The following is an 18279-nucleotide window of genomic DNA, read 5'->3' on the forward strand; positions in this document are numbered from 1 at the left end:
GATGTCCGTTTTACATATGAGTTAATTATTTTGTACCAAACAAACGGTCACCCGCATCCCCAAGTCCAGGAACGATATAACCGTGATCATTTAATTTTTCATCGAGTGCTGCGAGATAAATCTCGACATCCGGATGTTCTGCTTGTACACGCTCGACGCCTTCTGGTGCTGCACACAGACAAGCCAATTTGATTGACTTCGCTCCATGTTTTTTAAGAGCCGCGATGGCATCAGCAGCCGAACCGCCCGTTGCGAGCATCGGGTCGACGACGATGAAGTCGCGTTCCGTCACGTCTGTCGGGAGCTTCAAGTAGTATTCGTGTGGCTCAAGTGTTTCCGGATCGCGATAGAGACCGATGTGGCCGACTTTTACGTTCGGCATCATTTTGAGGAACCCATCCACCATACCAAGTCCTGCACGTAAAATAGGGACGATTCCCAATTTCTTGCCGGCAATCATCTTTTGAGTGGAAACAGAGACCGGTGTCTCAATTTCTACATCTGTTAGGGGTAGGCTGCGCGTGATTTCGTATGCCATAAGTGAAGAAACTTCGTCGACGAGTTCACGGAACTGCTTCGTCCCCGTCTCTACTTTTCGCATAATCGTCATTTTGTGCTGAATCAAAGGATGGTCATAAACATGTACTTTTCCCATCTTGCTTCACTCCTCTCTCATTCTCTCTCGAGCATTGTACCCTAACTCTGTTGAGATGGGTAGAGCCAACTTCTATTTTAATAAAGGTCAGACGCCCTGAACGTTAATTGATTTGGAAATAGTCGTTCGCAGGAAGTTCGTAAGACCGTGACGTCTTTTGGTCAATCAAGTAAAGCTCGGTTTCCGTCTTCCACACGTCAAACGACTGTTTCGTCAATTCTCTATATAAATGTAATTGTCCTATGTTGACAGCATTCGTCGGCTTCTCGCGCACCTGGACGTGAGACAATTCATCAAATAGTTCCTGGGTTTTTGGTCCGTCTAACCAGACCGTATCTCGACTTGATTCAAAGACAGCGAGTTGCATGTCCTCATCCGCTGGTCGTGACGACATTTTGCTCGGAACAGGTCGACGGACGTGTCCCCAGATTTCAAGGACGGTGCCGTATGTTTTCGAGAGTGCGAGTGAGGTCTGTTCAGACACGTTCCCTCCGATTGGTTGTTCCGAGAGAATGATTCGTTTCATCAGTTCTCGATGGTTTCCTTCGAGCGAGAGGTCCTCTTCTTTAGCATCGACTTTCATGTACGGTGCTTCGTACATACTCGGAAGAACGAGTTGTCTGAGCGAAGGGGTCTTCCCGATTTGCAGGGCGATTCGATCATCGGCCCGCTTCGTCAAAAAGACATAACCTTCATTTTCTCCACTTTGGAACGGGAACAGTTTCGGTTCGACAATCGGGTCGAGCGTTCGCCCGTTCCGAATCGTCTCGAACGTCACGTAGATTGCGCCCGTGTCCGGTGTCGTGTAACGGAATGCAGAATCTGGGATGACCGTTTCATGTGCATCATTCACCTTAAACGCACTCGTAATTTCTTTCATGTCCTCGACGCGATCAAACTCAATCGTCGAGACGACCTCTGACTCGACGAATCGCTCTTTGTCGAGTGCTTCAAATTCCGGAATCGGTTCGATCGCAAACGTCCGCTCCATCAATTGGTTACTGTTGGCACAAGTGAGATATCGCTCTTCGCCCGCAGCAAAATACTTCACATTTTTATAGCCGAGTGCTTCATAAAGGGGATGACGGAATGTCACTTCCGCCACTTTTGCTCTTCGTTTCGGTAAGACATCGGTCGGACGCTTCTCACAATATGTAAGTATATTTTCTTTCGTTTGTTCGGTTAATGCCACCTCAGGCTCTTGTTCGACTCGATAAGATGACAAAGGACGTAATTCAATCGCGTTCAACGTCTCGGCACCACATCCACTCAACAAGATACAACTGAGTAAGATTCCCCAGTACGTCCGCATTGATGTTCCCCCTCATTCCCAATTAGGTGAAAACCACCTAAATTTTTCTTGTACATCATAACATATAACCTATTTTTGTGATGATTTCAGAATTATTACGTTTCTGATGGTTGGGTAGAAGCTTTTGATTGGATATCTATCTACAAAAAAGAACCAACCTCTTGAGAGATTGGTTCTTTCGAGTCTTTGATTAGTCATTCTCGCGTTCATCTTCAGAAGAGTCATCTTGTGAGGAATCGTCCTGTGAAGAATCCTCTTGCTCATATTGGTCATCATCGGATTCATTGTCCACTTCGATGACTGCTTGATCTCGATTCAATTCAAGTTTGACGCGATCTCCGACCCGAGGTGTGTCGTCATCGATTTCAGATCGTGCAGCGAGCGGATACGTTTTGTCTTTTCCATCGATGTTGATTGTGACTTCTTGATCTGTGAGTTTGACGAGTGCTCCAGTAATGTATGCATCATCATTTCCGCTCTCACGGTCCACTTCTTTCACTTCATCATTTCGATTCAATTCGAGTTTCACTCGGTCACCGACTTGCGGTGTATCGTCGTCAATCTCATGCGTTTGTGCTAAGCGGTACGTCGATTCTTTTCCATTGAAACTAATCGTGACATCCTCTTTTGTCAGACTGACAAGTGTCCCGTATAGTTCATAGTCATCTTCTACACTTGAAGATGATGAGTCGTCGGATGCGTTGACGCTTGAATCTTCTGCTGACGAAGAATCATCCGCTTGGTCTTGTGAAGGGTCGTCACTCGCTTGATTGATGGCTTGCGGGACGATGACCGTGTCCGTCTGATTCCCGCTCACATAAAATCCAATCCCTACAATTGCCATGACGCCAAGTAAAGCTCCGATGATCCAGCCGATGCGTTTCATGTTCATTTCCTCCTCGTTATGTGTTCTTCTTATTTTCATCATAAGCCTCGTGTGTGAGAGCGCACTTAAGGCTTCATTAGAAGTTGATGAGAAAATGCGAAATGTTCATCATCGAGTGAGGAAAAATACACTGCCGTCAGGATCATTCGATTCGCTTCCGATTGTCCAGCCGTTCACATCTGCGACTTCCTTCGCAATCGCAAGACCAAGTCCACTGCCGCTCCGGTCTCGTGCTTCATCCAATCGATAAAAGCGGTCGAACAGACGAGCTCTTACCTCATCTGATAAGACAGGTCCCCTGTCGCGCACTTCGATTCGATTGTCTGTCAGGTGAAGACTCGTCTCTGTTGCATATTTCAAACTATTATCGATCAAGATGACGAGAATGCGTTGTAACGATTCACGATGGCCATACCAGCTACCGTTCGCATCAATGGGAAGGTGTACGCCGTGCGACCGTAAAAATCGTTCTGTTAGCATGTCGCCAAGCTCAGCTAAATCGATATCTTCTCGGTCGACCTCTTCAAGCGCAGCGAAGCGATTTAATTCCAACATCGGTTCAATCAAGTCGTTTCGCATTTGTCGCGACTCCGTCAAAATATGATTGATGGCCTCGGCGCGGACACTCTCGTCTTCTTGACCCCAGCGCTGCAATAATTTCGCATAGCCTTCGATGACGGTCAGCGGTGTTTTTAGTTCATGTGAAACATCGGCGACGAAACGACGCTGTTGGTCCATCGTCCCTTCGACCCGTTCAATCATATGGTTGAATCCGTTTGAAAGGAGTGTCACTTCGTCCTTTCGGTCATCGACCTCAATCGTTTCTAATTTGCCCGATTCGGTAATCCGTTCCATCGTCTCCGTCAATCGCCGTAACGGCGACAGCCCTTGGCGTAAGATCCACCATGTACCGAGGAACGTCAAGAGCACGGCTAGGAAAAACATGACGAGAAAAATTGTCGCCAACGCTTGAATCGTGTCACTCACCGCCCGGTCTTGAAACCCGAACGCCAGCCCATCCGTCGTGGCGACGACGAACCAGTCATCGATGAGTGCGGGTTCTCCATAATTGATGGGAAATGTCGTCCCGTCCGGCACTTCTCCACCGATGATTCCCCACTCCCCGTTTTCTTGACGCTCTAGAACGACACTGTCTTCATGAAGGGACAGCACGGCATCGCTATTTCGGACGTCTTCTTCTAATAAGTTTAACGCTTGTTGTAACACGTCAAAACGTGAATCGACAATTTCTTGCCTCGCGACGAACCATGTCACGCCAAACGAGACGAGAAGGAGCAGCAACATGAACCCGGTCATCGCCCAGGCGATCTTTGTACGTAGCATGCTCACTCACCACGCTTCAACATATACCCGACACCACGGACGGTTTGAATCCAAGACCCGGTCAGCTTCTTTCGGACATAACGGACATATACGTCCACGACGTTCGTGTCACCAAAGTAATCAAATCCCCACACATGTTCGACGAGTTGATCACGGGTCAAGACGCGTTCAGGGTTCTCTAAAAAGAAGACCAACAAGTCAAACTCACGCCGCGTCAAATCGATTTTATTTCCCTCGCAATACACTTCATGTCGATTCACATCGACCTTGAGTGTCTCATAGGTCAGGACATGCTCGGAATGATCCTGTCGAACGAGCTGACGCATGCGCAAAAACGCCCGGATTCGAGCGAGCACTTCTTCGATTTCAAACGGTTTCGTGATGTAGTCATCGGCACCTAGGTCGAGTCCACTCACTTTGTCATAGCGGTCTCCCCGAGCCGTCACCATGAGAACGGGCAACAGCGGTCGTTCTTCTTTTAATCGACGGACCACCTCGAGTCCGCTCATTTGAGGCAACATGATATCGAGTAAGACGAGATCGATCTCGTCGGCGACGGCCCGTTCTAAACCACTACGCCCATCTGTCGCCACGACGACTTCATACCCTGCATGCTTCAACTCTAGTTCCAGTAACCGTGCAATCTTCGAATCATCTTCTACGACCAGAATCGTCTGCATCCTGCTCACTCCTTTGAAAAAACGCCGAGCGGACCGCTCGACGTATTGGTATTCATTTCCCGAAATCAATCCTCAAAAAACAGACGGACGCCTTCCGGGATTGCCGATTCAACTTGTCGTTCGAAACGGTCTTCCCATTGGTCCCACGTTGCATCCACTTGCTCGATTTGCTGCTCGATGCCCGTTGCCGCGAGCGACAGTTGCGTGAGGCTTGATTGACCAGGTGTCGTAAAGAACAAGAAACCGGCAAGTCCGATGCTCATCAGGCCGATTGCCAACAGACTAGTCCCAATTGTTTTCAGTAAACGTTTCATTCATACATCCCTCCTACTCGCATCATACGAGGTAAAAACGAGAAATCGAGGTGGAGTTCATTAGAATTTCATGAGAAAAGGCGCTGCTTGCGCAACACCTCACTCGTCGAGCACTGATTTCGCAATCGGCGCCCAATACGTTCCTTTCATTTCTGACACAGTCGTCAGCGTATCCCGATAAGCAGGATCGTCCGCTTTTTTCTCGGCGATCCCTTTCATCCATAGGACGTCTGCCTTGTACCCAGACTCAGGATAGGAATCGAGATAATCCGCGTAATCCGCGATTTTCGCTTTGCCTAACTTGTTGTCGACAAGGAGTCGATAAAATCCGACCGCCTGCTCTTGACCTGCTTTCGCTTCTCCGTCGAGCAACTGTTCAGCTTGCTCGTACTGTTTGTCTTGTACGAGCGCTTCGACCTCCGCTAACGGCACGACATCAGTCGCTTGTTTCGGCTTCTCTTCCGCCGAATCACTTGAATTTTCTTCTTGAGTTTGTAGCTGCTCATTTTCTTTCTCGAGTCGCGCGACTTCGGCTTCTAGTTCCTTCAAGCGCTCCGCCATCGCCTCTTCTTCGGTCACTGTCTCGACGACGACTTGATCGGTCTCGCTTGGCGGGGCAATCGGAGGTTGGGTATCTGGCCAAAACACGAGCGCAGCGGCAGCAAGTCCCACGACGAGCGGAAGACCGAGCCATTTCTTATCAAACTTGAACGCCTGTCGCCACTCGGCTAAATCTGAGTGCTGGATGACGGCCGGAGAAAACGAACGAAAGCGGCGCTTGGCCGCTTTTTTCCCGTTCGCCTTCATTTCTAGCGCAAGACCTAGTCGATGGAACGCAGCGGGCACCTTCATCCCTAGGAGCGGTACGATTCGTTCGCTCGCTTCTTCGTAATAGCCATGGTCGAGGAGCGTCGTGATGACCCCGAATTCACTGGCGACAAGACGGAAAGATGGGTCGTGTTCCCCCTTACGAGCCAACCATTCCGTCATATCGAACAATGGGAGTTCGGATAGCTCTCGTTCTGCGAGTGTCCGGATGTCCATTGACTCAGCCTCGTTCTGGGTAAAGTGGGAACTTCGCAGTTAACGTACGCACGTCTTGAAGTGCTTCTGCGAGTACCGACTCATCTTCATGTTGTTTGAGTACACGACCGATTAGGCGTGCCACTTCTTGCATATCGTCCTCTTTGAAGCCACGCGTCGTCATCGCTGCCGTACCGAGACGGATTCCGCTTGTGACGAACGGTGACGCTGGATCGAATGGGATCGTGTTTTTGTTGACCGTGATCCCTGCAGCGTCGAGCGCATGCTCCGCCGCTTTCCCTGTGATGTCGATTCCTTGAAGGTCGACGAGTAAGAGGTGGTTGTCCGTTCCGCCCGATACGATTCGGAGCCCCTCTTCTTCAAGACCAGCCGCAAGTGCCTGTGCATTGGCGATGACTTGACGTTGGTACTCTTTGAATTCTGGTTGGAGTGCCTCTCCGAACGCGACTGCTTTCGCTGCGATGACGTGCATGAGCGGTCCACCTTGAATTCCTGGGAAGATGGATTTGTCGATTGCTTTCGCAAACTCTTCTTTACAAAGAATCATACCGCCACGTGGTCCACGAAGTGTCTTGTGCGTCGTCGTCGTGACGAAATCCGCATGCTCGACTGGGTTCGGGTGAAGACCTGCTGCCACGAGTCCAGCGATGTGCGCCATATCGACCATGAGGTACGCATCGACACTGTCCGCAATCTCACGGAACTTCGCGAAGTCGATTGTGCGTGGGTAAGCCGACGCTCCCGCGACAATCAATTTCGGTTTATGTTCTTTCGCAAGCGCTGCGACGACGTCATAGTCGATGTGTTCTGTCTCTTTGTCTACACCGTATTCGACGAAGTTATACTGCACTCCCGAGAAGTTGACCGGGCTACCGTGCGTCAAGTGACCACCGTGTGACAGGTTCATCCCGAGCACCGTGTCTCCTGCTTCAAGCACTGTGAAATATACTGCCATGTTCGCTTGTGCACCAGAGTGTGGTTGTACGTTCGCATGTTCTGCACCGAACAATGCTTTCGCACGGTCACGCGCCAAGTTTTCAGCGACGTCGACAAACTCACAGCCGCCATAATAACGGCGTCCTGGATATCCTTCGGCATATTTGTTTGTCAATACGCCTCCCTGCGCTTCCATGACCGCTTCTGAAACAAAGTTTTCTGAAGCGATGAGTTCAATGTTGTCGCGTTGACGACCGAGCTCGTGTTGCATTGCCTCAAACAATTCTGCATCCTGCACTTTTAACTTCGTCGTGTTTACCATGTGAAGACCCCCTCTAAATGTCTAAAAATCAACACCCCCATCGTACCACACGCTTGTTTTTTTGGGTATCGCTATAATCTGACGAAAAGTTGGGTATCATTTAGAGAGAATCCAAAGGAGGTCACTTCATGATTGAGACAAAAGAAATCACGATCACACCATTCGAACGCACCCGGACGGTTCGGGTGTATACACCTGCCGACTATGAGACATCGGAAAAACGGTATCCCGTTCTCTATATGCATGACGGGCAAAACTGTTTCGCCGACGAGGAGGCAAGCTACAACATGAGCTGGCGCGTCGGTGAATATTTAGACGCCTCGAAACGTGACTTGATCGTCGTCGCACTCGATAGCGCACCTGGGGAAAAACGACTCGATGAGTACGGACCATGGGAAAACCCATATATCGGGGATAGCCTGCTCGGACGAGACATCGTCCTCGGCGGAGAAGGATCGGCGTATATCGAATATATCGCTCAAGAACTAAAACCTAAAATCGATGCCGACTACCGGACCATTCCAGAAGAAACGGCGATGATGGGAAGCTCGATGGGTGGACTCATCTCGGTCTACGCAGCGTGTGTGTATCCTGAAATCTTTAAGCGCGTTGCTTCCTTATCGTCTGCCTTCTGGTTCAATCAAACCGAACTGGAGCAATTGATTGAGGCGAGTGACTTAAAAGGTGTAGAACGTCTCTATTTAGACGTCGGTGCCAAAGAAGTCGAAGAACCGATGGAGAACGGACCGACGAACGAGATGTACCGTGAGTCGAGCGAACGGGTGTACAACCTGTTAAAAGATAAGGTCGAACACATCCGTTTCGAAGTGATTGAAGAGGGTGTTCATAACGAACTTGCCTGGCGCGAGCGTTTCCCGATGGTCGTGTCGTATTTATTCGGAGAAGAATTATAACCACAAAAAAGCATCGCATTCGGTCGAAAAACCTGAATGCGATGCTTTTTATTTGTTTGGATAGTGAGCTCGTGGTCCACCAATCAGTTTTGGTCTCGTGACCGCAAACGTGACGTACGCTTCGCCGAGGTGTTTCGACGATAGTCGGACCGGGATGGCCACTGGTTTCAAATGCATCCCGATCAACGTCGAACCGATATCAATTCCCGCATCCGCTTGAATCGATTCGACGACACATGGTTCCTCGAAGTTCGCATATGCCTTCTCCGACATCGCCCCACCCGCCGAACGAACAGGAACGACCGTCACTTCCGTGAGACCAAATTGCTTGAGCGTCCGTCGTTCCACGGTAAGGGCACGATTGATATGCTCACACCCTTGAAACGCCAAATGGACACCCGTCTTCTCTTTCAATTCAAGGAAGGCCTCCATCAACTCTTCTGCGACGTCGATGGACCCTGCCTTTCCAATCGTCTTCCCAAGCACTTCACTCGTGGAGCATCCGATGACGAGAATACGCTCATCATGTAACGGGAACCGTTCGTGAAGCTCCGTTAATAATCCGAGAAGTTCCGTCTTCATCGGGCTCACTTCGATTCGTACGCGCTCATCTTGTCGACACGGTTTGAGTGGCGTCCGCCTTCAAAGTCCGTATCGAGCCACGTCGCCACCAAGTCGACCGCAAGGCCAGGTCCGATGACACGCTCGCCCATCGTCATGATGTTCGAGTCGTTATGCTGACGTGTCGCTTTCGCACTGAATGAGTCGTGAACGAGTGCCGCACGAATCCCTTTGACTTTGTTCGCTGCGATTCCGATTCCGATTCCTGTACCGCAAATCAAGATCCCACGATCGAATTCGCCTGCCGCGACAGCTTCTGCGACCGGAATGGCTACGTCTGGGTAGTCAATCGAGTCGGCCGAGTGCGTGCCAAAGTCTTTATACTCATGTCCGAGTTCCTCAAGCAATGCTACGATGTCTCTCTTTAAGTTGAATCCGCCGTGGTCGGCGCCAATTGCAATTTTCATTCGTTCATTCCCCCGTCTTCTTTGGTAGGCGTCTCGGTGGTTTCGTCACCTTTGACCCATCATTCGTTAATTTTAGCACAAGTCGATTCACGAGTGGCTCGAGTTCGTTTCGCACTTGACGATATACATTCATCGAACCGCCGAACGGGTCGTTGATGTCTCGTTCAAGTCCTGTCACGAATTCGTAGAGCGTGTACGTCCGCTCCGCCAAATTCGGGTATGTATCCCGAATTTGTTCACGGTGCGCACGTGTCATCGTCAAGATGATGTCCGCCCAATTGCCCAACACTTCATCGAACGTTTGGGTGACGTGATCGAGCTCAATCCCACGTTCTCTGAGAACTTGTAGTGCATTTTCAGAAGCATCGAATCCTTGCATCGTCCGTAGACCGGCTGAGCGAATATCAAACTCGTCCCCAGTCATTTTCGAACGAAGCAAGGCCATCGCCATCGGGCTTCGGCACGTGTTGCCACTACATATGAATAATACGCGTTTCATTGACATCGCGTGTCCTCCTCTATGTCTTTAGGCATCTTTCGTCGGGTGAACGACCTTCCCTCCCGCCGCTTTGTACAAGCGGTTGTAAACGGCTAAGGCGACCCCGACCGGTTCAATCTTGTTCACATAAATCTCATCGACATCCGTTTCATCAAATCGACGAAGGGCATCGTATAAACGTTGCGCCGCCATTTCCATCGAAGTACCGAGGGAATAGGTGACATCAGCCATTGTCGGCTCTTCATCGAATACGAGTGCACCGATCCGCAACCCTGCTTGCTTCCGCTCCTCGATGACACGTTGTAAATCATCACGTGTACCATCGACTAAAAAGACGGGCGCCGTTGGGGCATAATGCGTGTATTTCATTCCCGGTGATCGTGGTGCGGCTTTGTCGTCACTCAAATTGGCATCTAAGGCGACCGGTCCGATGACAGCTTCGATTTCTTCTCGCGTCACGCCACCCGGTCGTAAAATCGTCACCGCGTCACCCGTACAATCGATGACGGTTGACTCGACGCCGATTCCAGTTGGTCCTCCATCGACAATCCCCGCAATCCGCCCGGCCAAATCGTCAGCCACATGTTGAGCGGTCGTCGGAGACGGACGCCCGGAACGGTTCGCACTTGGTGCCGCAAGTCCTAAGCCTGACTCGCGAATCAACTCAAGTGCCGCCGAATGATTCGGCATCCGAAGTCCGATGGAATCCAGTCCTGCGGTCACGAGCGATGAAGCTCGGCCGTTTGAAGGCAAGATGATCGTCAAAGCGCCTGGCCAAAACGCATCCATTAAGCGCTTGGCAACGGGAGGAATCGTATCGACAAACAGTTTCGTTTGTTCGATTGAAGCGATATGGACGATGAGTGGGTTATCCGACGGTCGGCCCTTCGCCTCAAAAATCTTGCGAATCGCCACATCATTCATGGCGTCTCCTGCGAGACCATAGACCGTTTCTGTCGGCATGGCGATGATTTCACCCGCTTGAAGAAGACGTACCCCCTCTTCAATCTCATTCGATTTAATCCATTTCGTTTCCATACGCAATCCCTTCCCTTACGGCATAGACGATACGGTCCTTGCCGTTTATATCTTTTAAAATACCCGTTTCTGCTTCAGGATAACGTTCAGACAGTAATGATTTCACATCTTGTCCTTGGTTATACCCGATTTCAAACGCAATCAATTGCCAATCGGCACGTAAGACGCGCACTGATTCTGAAATCAATTGCCGATACATGTCGAGCCCGTCCACTCCTCCAAAGAGAGCGAGATGCGGTTCATAGCCGACAACCGTCTCATCTAATAGAACGTCTGCCTCGATATATGGTGGATTCGAGACGAGAATCCGAATCGATTGATCGGCAATCGGGGCGAGCCCATCTCCTTCAAAAAAGCGAACATTCGCACCGAGCGTTTCCGCATTCCGTTTCGCGACCGCAATCGCTTCCGGGGAAATATCGACCGTCTGTACCCGGACACCGAGTTCTAAACTGAGCGTGATCGCAATCGCGCCGCTCCCTGTTCCGATGTCCACGATTTCATCGTCCGCTACGTGACGAATTTGCCCGAGAAGCCAGTCAATCAACTCTTCTGTTTCCGGTCTCGGGATTAAGACGTCCCGATTCACTTTGAACGAGCGACCATAAAACGGTGCCTGCCCGATCACGTGTTGTACGGGTTCTCCAGTCAATAGACGCTCGATTCCGGCTTCGAACCGTTCCGCTTCATCCGCGGATAGTTCATCCGACAATCGAACGAGGAGACCTGTTCGGTCGACATCGAGCACGTGCATGAGCCACCATTCGGCAGCCGCACGGTCGCGCCCGGCCTCTTGAAGCCGTTCCTCTGTCTGCTTCAGTAGCGCGGCGACACGCATCATTCCGCATCCTCCATAAGACGTGCCTGTTCATCCATGATGAGGGCGTCAATGATGTCCTCGAGTTCACCCGCTAATACACGATCTAACTTCTGGAGCGTCAATCCGATACGGTGATCGGTGACACGACTTTGTGGAAAGTTATACGTGCGAATCCGTTCAGAGCGGTCCCCTGTCCCGACAGCAGATTTCCGCTGTGCCGACAGTTCTTCCATATGCTCGCTTTGCATTTTGTCATATAGGCGTGCCCGAAGGACCTTCATCGCCTTGTCTTTGTTTTTATGTTGCGATTTCTCGTCCTGACATGAGACGACGAGACCAGACGGGATGTGTGTCAAACGGACAGCGGACTGCGTGGTGTTGACGGACTGTCCCCCTGGACCTGACGAAGTGAACGTATCGACACGTACATCTTTCATATCGATGTGTACCTCGACATCTTCCGCTTCAGGTAAGACGGCAACTGTCGCCGTAGACGTATGAATCCGTCCACCTGACTCCGTCGACGGGACACGTTGTACACGATGCGCGCCGTTCTCAAATTTGAGTTTTGAATAGGCACCTGCCCCGTTAATCATGAACGTGACTTCTTTGAACCCACCGAGTTCGGTATAGTTCGCGTCAATTAGTTCAACTTTCCAGTTTTGACGCTCAGCGAATCGCGTGTACATCTTATATAAATCGCCTGCGAAAAGGGCTGCCTCGTCTCCTCCTGCCGCACCCCGGACTTCGACGATGACGTTCTTATCATCATTCGGGTCTTTCGGAAGCAATAAAATCCGCAACTTCGCTTCTAATTCTTTCACTTCCGGCTCTAAGAGGTTCATCTCTTCTTTAGCAAGCTCGCGCATGTCGGCGTCGAGCGTCCGGTCTTCGAGCATCGCCTTCGCTTCTTTGAACGCCTCGCTCTTCTCTTTATATTGACGATACATCTGTACCGTCTCTTCTAACTGCGCCTGTTCTTTCGAATATTGTCTCAACTTCGTCGAGTCGCTGAGCACTTCTGGGTCGGCGAGCATTTCATTCAATTGCATATAGCGATCTTCTAATACACTTAAACGGTCAAACATAATGATCCGTCCTTTCTCCGTCAAATCAAACTCTATCTATTATAGCAAAAAAACGGACCGCCGAGGGCGGTCCGTCGATTCATCAGTCTGCCACCGTATGGCGGACCGGATGTGGTTTATTCGGTACGTCATGGCAGTGACGGCATCGCGGTTCGTACGACTCCGAAGCCCCAACCAAGATGACTGGATCTTCATAACGAGCCGGCTGTCCGTCAATCAAGCGTTGCGTCCGTGAAGCCGGTGCACCACAAGACAAGCAAATCGCCTGCAGTTTCGTCACGAACTCCGCACGCGACAACAGCTCAGGCATCATTGTGAACGGTTCACCTCGGAAGTCCATATCGAGTCCGGCACAGATGACACGTTTGTCCTCGTTCGCGAGCTGTTCGATGACATCGACAATCCCTTCGTCAAAGAACTGTACCTCATCGATTGCGATAACTTGCGTTTCTTCGCGCACGGCATCGTATAAGTCTTGGCTCGACGCGACGGGTACCGCCACGACCGAGTTGCCAGTATGTGAGACGACGTTCTCTTCATGATACCGGTCGTCGATTGCTGGTTTGAACACTTGGACCGGAATCTTTCCATAGTGAGCGCGGCGGACACGGCGAATCAATTCCTCCGACTTCCCTGAAAACATACTCCCACAAATCACTTCAATCCAACCATATCGGTTCGTCACATGCATCATTGTTCTTCGCCCTCTCCATCGATAATCGCTTTCCGATTATACCTATCTTTCGAGTTGAGGAAAAGGGTTGACTTCTTCCAAATTCTTTTTGAAGTGAATCCGTCCTTTACTCGTCGGCTTTCGCTTCTTTTTGCACATCAATTAATTTCAATTTACGTGCGAGCGGCCGGATCGTGAGACCGTGTAACGTTACGGAAATGAAGACGAGTCCGAGCGTGAGCGGTAACATTTGCTTCGCATCGTCAATCCCGAGATGCGCGACTTCTTCAGCAAAAAATCCAGCGACTGTCATCGCGACGATTCCACGCGGTGCAATCCAGCCGATAAATCCTCGTTCCGCTAGCGGCAGTCCTCCACCAATCGTCGACAAGTAAATCGCCACTGGGCGAACCAAGAAGAGAATCCCGGCAATCGTCAAGAGAAGTGGCCATTGGAAGATATTTAAGAGCTCTGCCCGAGAAAGCGACGCCGTCAATAAGATGAAGACGGACGAAATGAGCAAAATTGAAATGTCTTCTTTAAACGATTGCAACTCTTCGATAATCTCCTCGTCCCGATGTTTCGTATTGGCCATCGTCATCCCCATCGCCGTCACGGCGAGAAGCCCGACTTCGTGCATCATGAGTTCACTGAGTGAGAACAAGATGAGGACGGCCGTCAATGTGACCGAGGCACGCAGGTAACGAGGTACCTTCTCCGCGACAAACCATCCCATGAGGAGATGCCCGAACAAATACCCGAGTCCGATCCCGACAATACAAGCACCAGCAAACAAGAGCTGCATCCATAAGTCCATTCCTTCATATACGATGTATCCGAGCCGGACGACGAAGAGCCCGAGCAGTGCCCCGACCGGATCGACGATAATTCCTTCCCACTTCAAAATCGCTCCGACACGATCTTTCAAGTGCGCCTGTCGCAATAACGGAATGACGACAGTCGGACCCGTCACAACGAAGAGCGCCCCCATCGTCCAGGCAACGACCCAGTGTAGCCCGCCGACATATTGGATGAGTAGCGACATTCCGACGAACGACAGCGCGACTCCGACCGTGACGATGCGGACGATTGACCGCCGGAATTGATTGATTTCACTGAAATGAAGCCCGAGACTCCCTTCGAATAAGATGATGGCGACCGCAAACGAGATGATCGGACTATATAAGTCCCCTAGTAGTTCACGCGGATCAAACAGCCCAAGAATCGGACCTGCCAACACCCCGGCGAGCGTCATGATGATGATTGCCGGAATTTGATAGCGCCATGCCAACCATTGCGACATGATGCCGACCCCGATCAACAAGCTGATACTGATGAGTATAAGTTCCATAACGGCCCCCTAACGACATTCTTTTGTCTCTTTACCCGCGTCTATGTAACAAAAAACCGCCAAGGGCAATCCCTAGGCGGTGAGCATACAACTTTACGATTAACGTTGGTATTTCTTGTTGAAGCGCTCGATACGACCATCTGCAGATGCGAATTTCTGGCGACCTGTGTAGAACGGGTGCGAATCAGAAGATACATCGACACGGATGAGTGGGTACTCGTTTCCATCTTCCATCGTGATTGTCTCGTTAGAGTAACGAGTTGAACCAGTGATGAATTTGAATTCTGTCGTCGAGTCCATGAATACGACTTTACGGTATTCTGGGTGGATTCCTTGTTTCATTGCTTTTCAACTCCTTCGGCCCTAAGTATTCTTTCAACCTAGAGAAAGTTCACTAGAATATAATATCACCCTACTATAGGATTTACAAGTCTGTTTTCGTTTTTTTCACCGGTCGTCTTTTTTTCTTATCTGCCTCTAGCGCAGCGAAAAAGTCGAGGTTCGTTTTTGTCTCACGGACACGGCGTAAGAAGTGTTCCACGAAGTCTGGAGACTCGTTCATCGTACGACGAATCGTCCATAGCGAGTCGAGTTCGTCCTTGCCGAGTAACAACTCTTCTTTCCGCGTCCCCGAACGACGAATATCGATTGCCGGGAAGATGCGGCGTTCCGCCAATTTCCGATCAAGATGGAGTTCCATGTTACCCGTTCCTTTGAATTCCTCATAGATGACGTCATCCATTCGTGAACCGGTATCGACGAGTGCGGTCGCAAGAATCGTCAAGCTACCTCCGTCTTCAATATTCCGGGCCGCCCCGAAGAATTTTTTCGGTTTGTGGAACGCTGCCGGGTCAATCCCTCCAGAGAGCGTCCGTCCGCTCGGCGGAACGGATAGGTTATACGCACGCGTCAATCGTGTGATGGAATCAAGTAAGATGACCACGTCTTTCTTATGTTCCACGAGACGCATCGCCCGTTCGAGGACGAGTTCTGAAATGCGCGCATGGTTTTCCGGTGTCTCATCAAACGTCGAGAAGGCCACGTCCGCATCCGGTACAGAACGTTGGATGTCGGTCACTTCCTCTGGTCGCTCATCGATTAAAAGAATGATCAATTCGACGTTCGGATGATTCGTCGTGATCGAGTTCGCAATCTCTTTTAAGAGCGAAGTTTTCCCCGCTTTCGGTGGCGCGACAACCAATCCACGTTGTCCGAATCCGACAGGGGCAATCATATCCATGACACGTACAGAAAGATGTTTCGGCTCTGTCTCAAGCACCATCTGTTGTTCCGGATAGATCGGCGTAAGTGCCGGGAAGTAATCGCGTGACCGCGTCGAGTCCGTCGACTCCCCGTTGACCGCCTCTACACTCAACAACCCTTGGAATCGTTCGTTCTCTTTCGGTTTGCGGACTTTCCCCGTCACGAGGTCCCCATTTCGGAGGTTGAAACGACGAATTTGTGAAGCAGCGATGTAAATGTCTTCTGAAGATTGAGAGTAATTGATTGGTCGGAGGAAGCCAAATCCGCCGTCATTTTGCGACTGAGGATTCGGTGGAATGATTTCTAGAATACCTTCGAGGAAGTATAAATCTTTTGATTCGGCCTGAGATTTCAAAATCCGGAACATGAGCTCACGTTTCCGTGCTTCTCGGAAGTTTGGAACTTTGACTTCTTTGGCGATCTCATATAATTCTTTTAACGTCTTCGTCTCGAGTTCACGAAGCGTGTAATTTTTTGTCGGTTCTGTCTGTTGACTCATTCAAGTCACCTATCTTTCTACATTTCATTACAAGAAGTATTCAACTTGATTATTTTTGTTCTGTCATCATCTAATCACATTTTCTCCATGTCGTCACCGTGCAAAAATCACCTTTTGCTCATGCGTTTCCCTCTTGTACAAAACCTTACACAGTAAAAGATGATTTTGTAACAAAATAAGTGCTATATCCACATATTGTTTCATTTCTGTTACAAGAAAACGCTTTTTTGACTTGTGATTGAAAAATGCCATCGGTCTTGCGCATGATATAGTTTATTTGCACAGGAAACCGGGTAATACTCACAACTTGTGCTCGACTATAAAATACTCGACTTTGTCATATAATAACGATTTGATTTTAAAAACGGAGGGAATTACACAATGTTAAAGCGTATTGCATCTATCGTCGTCGCTGCTACTGTTGCTTTCTCGGGTCTCATGTTCTCAACTGGTGAACAAGCAGAAGCCGCTACCGGCACTTTCGCTTACTCGAAAGTCAACGGCTTGAACATCCGCACTGCCCCGTCACTTACGTCATCGAAAGTTGTCGCGAAGATGGATAAAGGTCAACGCTATACATACCTTGGTAAATCCGGTTCGTTTTATAAGATCAACTACAAAGGTACACACCGTTACATCTCAGCTTCTTCAACGTACACGTACTTGAAGCCGAGAACATCAACTTCAACAACGACGACAGTTTCAACGTCATCGTCAAGCAAACGTGCAAAACTCGTTGCTGAGTCGAAAAAGTACCTCGGTACACCTTATCGTTACGGTGGAACAACGACTGCTGGATTTGACTGCTCAGGCTACACTGGACATGTTTACAAAAAAGCAATCGGTAAAACACTCCCACGTTCTTCACGCCAGCAATACTCAAGCGCGAAGAAAATCTCGAAGTCATCGATTCAAGCTGGTGACCTCGTCTTCTTCTCACACTCAGGTGGAACGATCCACCACGTTGGGATGGCACTTAGCAAAACGCAAATGATCAACTCAGAAACAGGCGGCGTGAAATACGCGAGCTTCACTTCTGGATACTGGGCACCACGTTACGTTGGCGCTGGATCATACCTCTAATTCAACATCACGACTCGGTTCATGGGAACCGAGTCGTTTTTTTATTTGTTTACATGTTCCATCACATCTTGAGAATCCTTTAGTACCGAGAACGTCCCATCCGTCTCTAAGACAACCGCCTCGACTTGTTCTAGAGGAGTTCCACTCGCACGAATCGCTTGAATGACTTCCATTTCTAATATTCGTTCTTTCCGTAAATATTCTTGTAAATAATCCCCTCTATAAAACAGTAACGTCGGCTCCGATTTAATCATTCGATTTACCATTGAAAATCGCTTGGACAATTTCGCCAACATATATTGTAAGACGACTAGCGTTCCAAATGCCGTTAACCCTGCAAGCAATGACGTTTGTTGACTCGTTAACGTAGTCGCTAATATAGAACCCATCGCCACCGTCACGATAAAGTCGAATGCATTCATCTTAGCTAACGTTCGTTTACCAGAAATACGCAACATCAAAATGATTGATATATACGCACCAACCCCTGTCAAAACAATCCGAATCATCATTGAAAGTTCTTGCATCCA

The 18279-nt window shown here is 49.5% G+C and carries 21 protein-coding genes; 2 read left to right on the top strand and 19 right to left on the bottom strand.

Going from position 1 to position 18279, the window contains the following annotated elements; genetic code table 11:
- Positions 1–25: 25 nt before the first annotated feature.
- The 8 genes from upp to glyA form a co-directional block, all read right to left on the bottom strand.
- A complete protein-coding gene (upp, locus tag PJK55_RS09250) occupies positions 26–655 on the bottom strand; it encodes a uracil phosphoribosyltransferase (protein WP_074035874.1) in 630 nt (209 codons plus the stop codon).
- A 103-nt stretch (positions 656–758) separates the two neighbouring features.
- Positions 759–1967: a hypothetical protein gene (locus PJK55_RS09255; protein ID WP_271305573.1), complete on the bottom strand. Its 1209-nt coding sequence runs from the start codon at positions 1965–1967 to the stop codon at positions 759–761.
- A 190-nt stretch (positions 1968–2157) separates the two neighbouring features.
- A complete protein-coding gene (locus tag PJK55_RS09260) occupies positions 2158–2853 on the bottom strand; it encodes a hypothetical protein (protein ID WP_271305574.1) in 696 nt (231 codons plus the stop codon).
- 108 nt (positions 2854–2961) lie between these two features.
- Positions 2962–4197 (bottom strand): sensor histidine kinase, encoded by a 1236-nt coding sequence (locus PJK55_RS09265; RefSeq protein ID WP_271305575.1) that lies wholly within the window; start codon positions 4195–4197, stop codon positions 2962–2964.
- Between the two features lie 2 nt (positions 4198–4199).
- Positions 4200–4877, bottom strand: a complete 678-nt coding sequence (locus PJK55_RS09270) for a response regulator transcription factor (RefSeq protein ID WP_214744568.1) — start codon at positions 4875–4877, stop codon at positions 4200–4202.
- Positions 4878–4942: 65 nt separating this feature from the next.
- Entirely contained in the window at positions 4943–5191 is a 249-nt protein-coding gene (locus PJK55_RS09275; protein ID WP_271305576.1) for a hypothetical protein, read from the bottom strand.
- Positions 5192–5290: 99 nt separating this feature from the next.
- On the bottom strand, positions 5291–6235 hold the full coding sequence (locus PJK55_RS09280) for a hypothetical protein (RefSeq protein ID WP_271305577.1): 945 nt from the start codon (positions 6233–6235) through the stop codon (positions 5291–5293).
- Positions 6236–6239: 4 nt separating this feature from the next.
- Complete coding sequence (gene glyA, locus PJK55_RS09285; RefSeq protein WP_074035858.1) at positions 6240–7493, bottom strand: serine hydroxymethyltransferase; 1254 nt, start codon at positions 7491–7493, stop codon at positions 6240–6242.
- 128 nt (positions 7494–7621) lie between these two features.
- Between glyA and PJK55_RS09290 the strand changes: the two genes are divergently transcribed.
- A complete protein-coding gene (locus tag PJK55_RS09290; protein ID WP_224862287.1) occupies positions 7622–8407 on the top strand; it encodes an alpha/beta hydrolase in 786 nt (261 codons plus the stop codon).
- Positions 8408–8455: 48 nt separating this feature from the next.
- On the opposite strand, the gene PJK55_RS09295 is transcribed toward PJK55_RS09290, so the two are convergent.
- The 10 genes from PJK55_RS09295 to rho form a co-directional block, all read right to left on the bottom strand.
- Positions 8456–8998, bottom strand: coding sequence for a TIGR01440 family protein (locus PJK55_RS09295; RefSeq protein WP_442899502.1), 543 nt, complete (start codon positions 8996–8998; stop codon positions 8456–8458).
- Positions 8995–9435: a ribose 5-phosphate isomerase B gene (gene rpiB, locus PJK55_RS09300; RefSeq protein ID WP_214694546.1), complete on the bottom strand. Its 441-nt coding sequence runs from the start codon at positions 9433–9435 to the stop codon at positions 8995–8997. Before rpiB ends, PJK55_RS09295 begins: the two co-directional genes overlap by 4 nt.
- A 4-nt stretch (positions 9436–9439) precedes the next feature.
- Positions 9440–9940, bottom strand: coding sequence for a low molecular weight protein arginine phosphatase (locus PJK55_RS09305; protein WP_271305579.1), 501 nt, complete (start codon positions 9938–9940; stop codon positions 9440–9442).
- Between the two features lie 21 nt (positions 9941–9961).
- Positions 9962–10972 carry an L-threonylcarbamoyladenylate synthase gene (locus PJK55_RS09310; RefSeq protein ID WP_271305580.1) on the bottom strand — a complete coding sequence of 337 codons (1011 nt, stop codon included), beginning with the start codon at positions 10970–10972 and terminating at the stop codon, positions 9962–9964.
- The gene (gene prmC / locus PJK55_RS09315) at positions 10953–11810 is read right to left on the bottom strand and encodes a peptide chain release factor N(5)-glutamine methyltransferase (protein WP_271305789.1); all 858 of its coding nucleotides are present in this window, start codon (positions 11808–11810) and stop codon (positions 10953–10955) included. Before prmC ends, PJK55_RS09310 begins: the two co-directional genes overlap by 20 nt.
- A complete protein-coding gene (prfA, locus tag PJK55_RS09320) occupies positions 11810–12880 on the bottom strand; it encodes a peptide chain release factor 1 (protein WP_074036532.1) in 1071 nt (356 codons plus the stop codon). The genes prmC and prfA overlap by 1 nt, the downstream gene beginning before the upstream one ends.
- 82 nt (positions 12881–12962) lie before the next feature.
- Positions 12963–13574 (bottom strand): thymidine kinase, encoded by a 612-nt coding sequence (locus PJK55_RS09325; RefSeq protein WP_214744592.1) that lies wholly within the window; start codon positions 13572–13574, stop codon positions 12963–12965.
- A 106-nt stretch (positions 13575–13680) separates the two neighbouring features.
- On the bottom strand, positions 13681–14904 hold the full coding sequence (locus PJK55_RS09330) for a cation:proton antiporter (protein WP_271305581.1): 1224 nt from the start codon (positions 14902–14904) through the stop codon (positions 13681–13683).
- A gap of 99 nt (positions 14905–15003) precedes the next feature.
- Complete coding sequence (locus tag PJK55_RS09335) at positions 15004–15246, bottom strand: type B 50S ribosomal protein L31 (protein WP_012727387.1); 243 nt, start codon at positions 15244–15246, stop codon at positions 15004–15006.
- Between the two features lie 82 nt (positions 15247–15328).
- Positions 15329–16666: a transcription termination factor Rho gene (gene rho / locus PJK55_RS09340; protein WP_271305582.1), complete on the bottom strand. Its 1338-nt coding sequence runs from the start codon at positions 16664–16666 to the stop codon at positions 15329–15331.
- 381 nt (positions 16667–17047) lie between these two features.
- On the opposite strand from rho, the gene PJK55_RS09345 reads away from it, so the two are divergent.
- Positions 17048–17749, top strand: a complete 702-nt coding sequence (locus tag PJK55_RS09345) for a C40 family peptidase (RefSeq protein WP_271305583.1) — start codon at positions 17048–17050, stop codon at positions 17747–17749.
- Positions 17750–17790: 41 nt separating this feature from the next.
- Here PJK55_RS09345 and PJK55_RS09350 read toward each other — a convergent pair whose 3' ends face one another.
- Positions 17791–18276, bottom strand: a complete 486-nt coding sequence (locus PJK55_RS09350; RefSeq protein ID WP_271305584.1) for a DUF421 domain-containing protein — start codon at positions 18274–18276, stop codon at positions 17791–17793.
- Positions 18277–18279 lie beyond the last annotated feature (3 nt).

Source organism: Exiguobacterium sp. MMG028 (assembly GCF_027947425.1).
Lineage (GTDB): Bacteria > Bacillota > Bacilli > Exiguobacteriales > Exiguobacteriaceae > Exiguobacterium > Exiguobacterium aestuarii_A.

Coding starts and splice junctions, on each gene's coding strand:
- PJK55_RS09260 (WP_271305574.1), bottom strand. CDS start 2,853: ATGAAACGCATCGGCTGGATCATCGGAGCTTTACTTGGCGTCATGGCA.
- PJK55_RS09255 (WP_271305573.1), bottom strand. CDS start 1,967: ATGCGGACGTACTGGGGAATCTTACTCAGTTGTATCTTGTTGAGTGGA.
- PJK55_RS09350 (WP_271305584.1), bottom strand. CDS start 18,276: ATGCAAGAACTTTCAATGATGATTCGGATTGTTTTGACAGGGGTTGGT.
- rho (WP_271305582.1), bottom strand. CDS start 16,666: ATGAGTCAACAGACAGAACCGACAAAAAATTACACGCTTCGTGAACTC.
- glyA (WP_074035858.1), bottom strand. CDS start 7,493: ATGGTAAACACGACGAAGTTAAAAGTGCAGGATGCAGAATTGTTTGAG.
- PJK55_RS09290 (WP_224862287.1), top strand. CDS start 7,622: ATGATTGAGACAAAAGAAATCACGATCACACCATTCGAACGCACCCGG.
- PJK55_RS09280 (WP_271305577.1), bottom strand. CDS start 6,235: ATGGACATCCGGACACTCGCAGAACGAGAGCTATCCGAACTCCCATTG.
- PJK55_RS09275 (WP_271305576.1), bottom strand. CDS start 5,191: ATGAAACGTTTACTGAAAACAATTGGGACTAGTCTGTTGGCAATCGGC.
- upp (WP_074035874.1), bottom strand. CDS start 655: ATGGGAAAAGTACATGTTTATGACCATCCTTTGATTCAGCACAAAATG.
- PJK55_RS09310 (WP_271305580.1), bottom strand. CDS start 10,972: ATGGAAACGAAATGGATTAAATCGAATGAGATTGAAGAGGGGGTACGT.
- PJK55_RS09335 (WP_012727387.1), bottom strand. CDS start 15,246: ATGAAACAAGGAATCCACCCAGAATACCGTAAAGTCGTATTCATGGAC.
- prmC (WP_271305789.1), bottom strand. CDS start 11,810: ATGCGTGTCGCCGCGCTACTGAAGCAGACAGAGGAACGGCTTCAAGAG.
- PJK55_RS09330 (WP_271305581.1), bottom strand. CDS start 14,904: ATGGAACTTATACTCATCAGTATCAGCTTGTTGATCGGGGTCGGCATC.
- PJK55_RS09265 (WP_271305575.1), bottom strand. CDS start 4,197: ATGCTACGTACAAAGATCGCCTGGGCGATGACCGGGTTCATGTTGCTG.
- prfA (WP_074036532.1), bottom strand. CDS start 12,880: ATGTTTGACCGTTTAAGTGTATTAGAAGATCGCTATATGCAATTGAAT.
- PJK55_RS09345 (WP_271305583.1), top strand. CDS start 17,048: ATGTTAAAGCGTATTGCATCTATCGTCGTCGCTGCTACTGTTGCTTTC.
- rpiB (WP_214694546.1), bottom strand. CDS start 9,435: ATGAAAATTGCAATTGGCGCCGACCACGGCGGATTCAACTTAAAGAGA.
- PJK55_RS09305 (WP_271305579.1), bottom strand. CDS start 9,940: ATGTCAATGAAACGCGTATTATTCATATGTAGTGGCAACACGTGCCGA.
- PJK55_RS09325 (WP_214744592.1), bottom strand. CDS start 13,574: ATGATGCATGTGACGAACCGATATGGTTGGATTGAAGTGATTTGTGGG.
- PJK55_RS09270 (WP_214744568.1), bottom strand. CDS start 4,877: ATGCAGACGATTCTGGTCGTAGAAGATGATTCGAAGATTGCACGGTTA.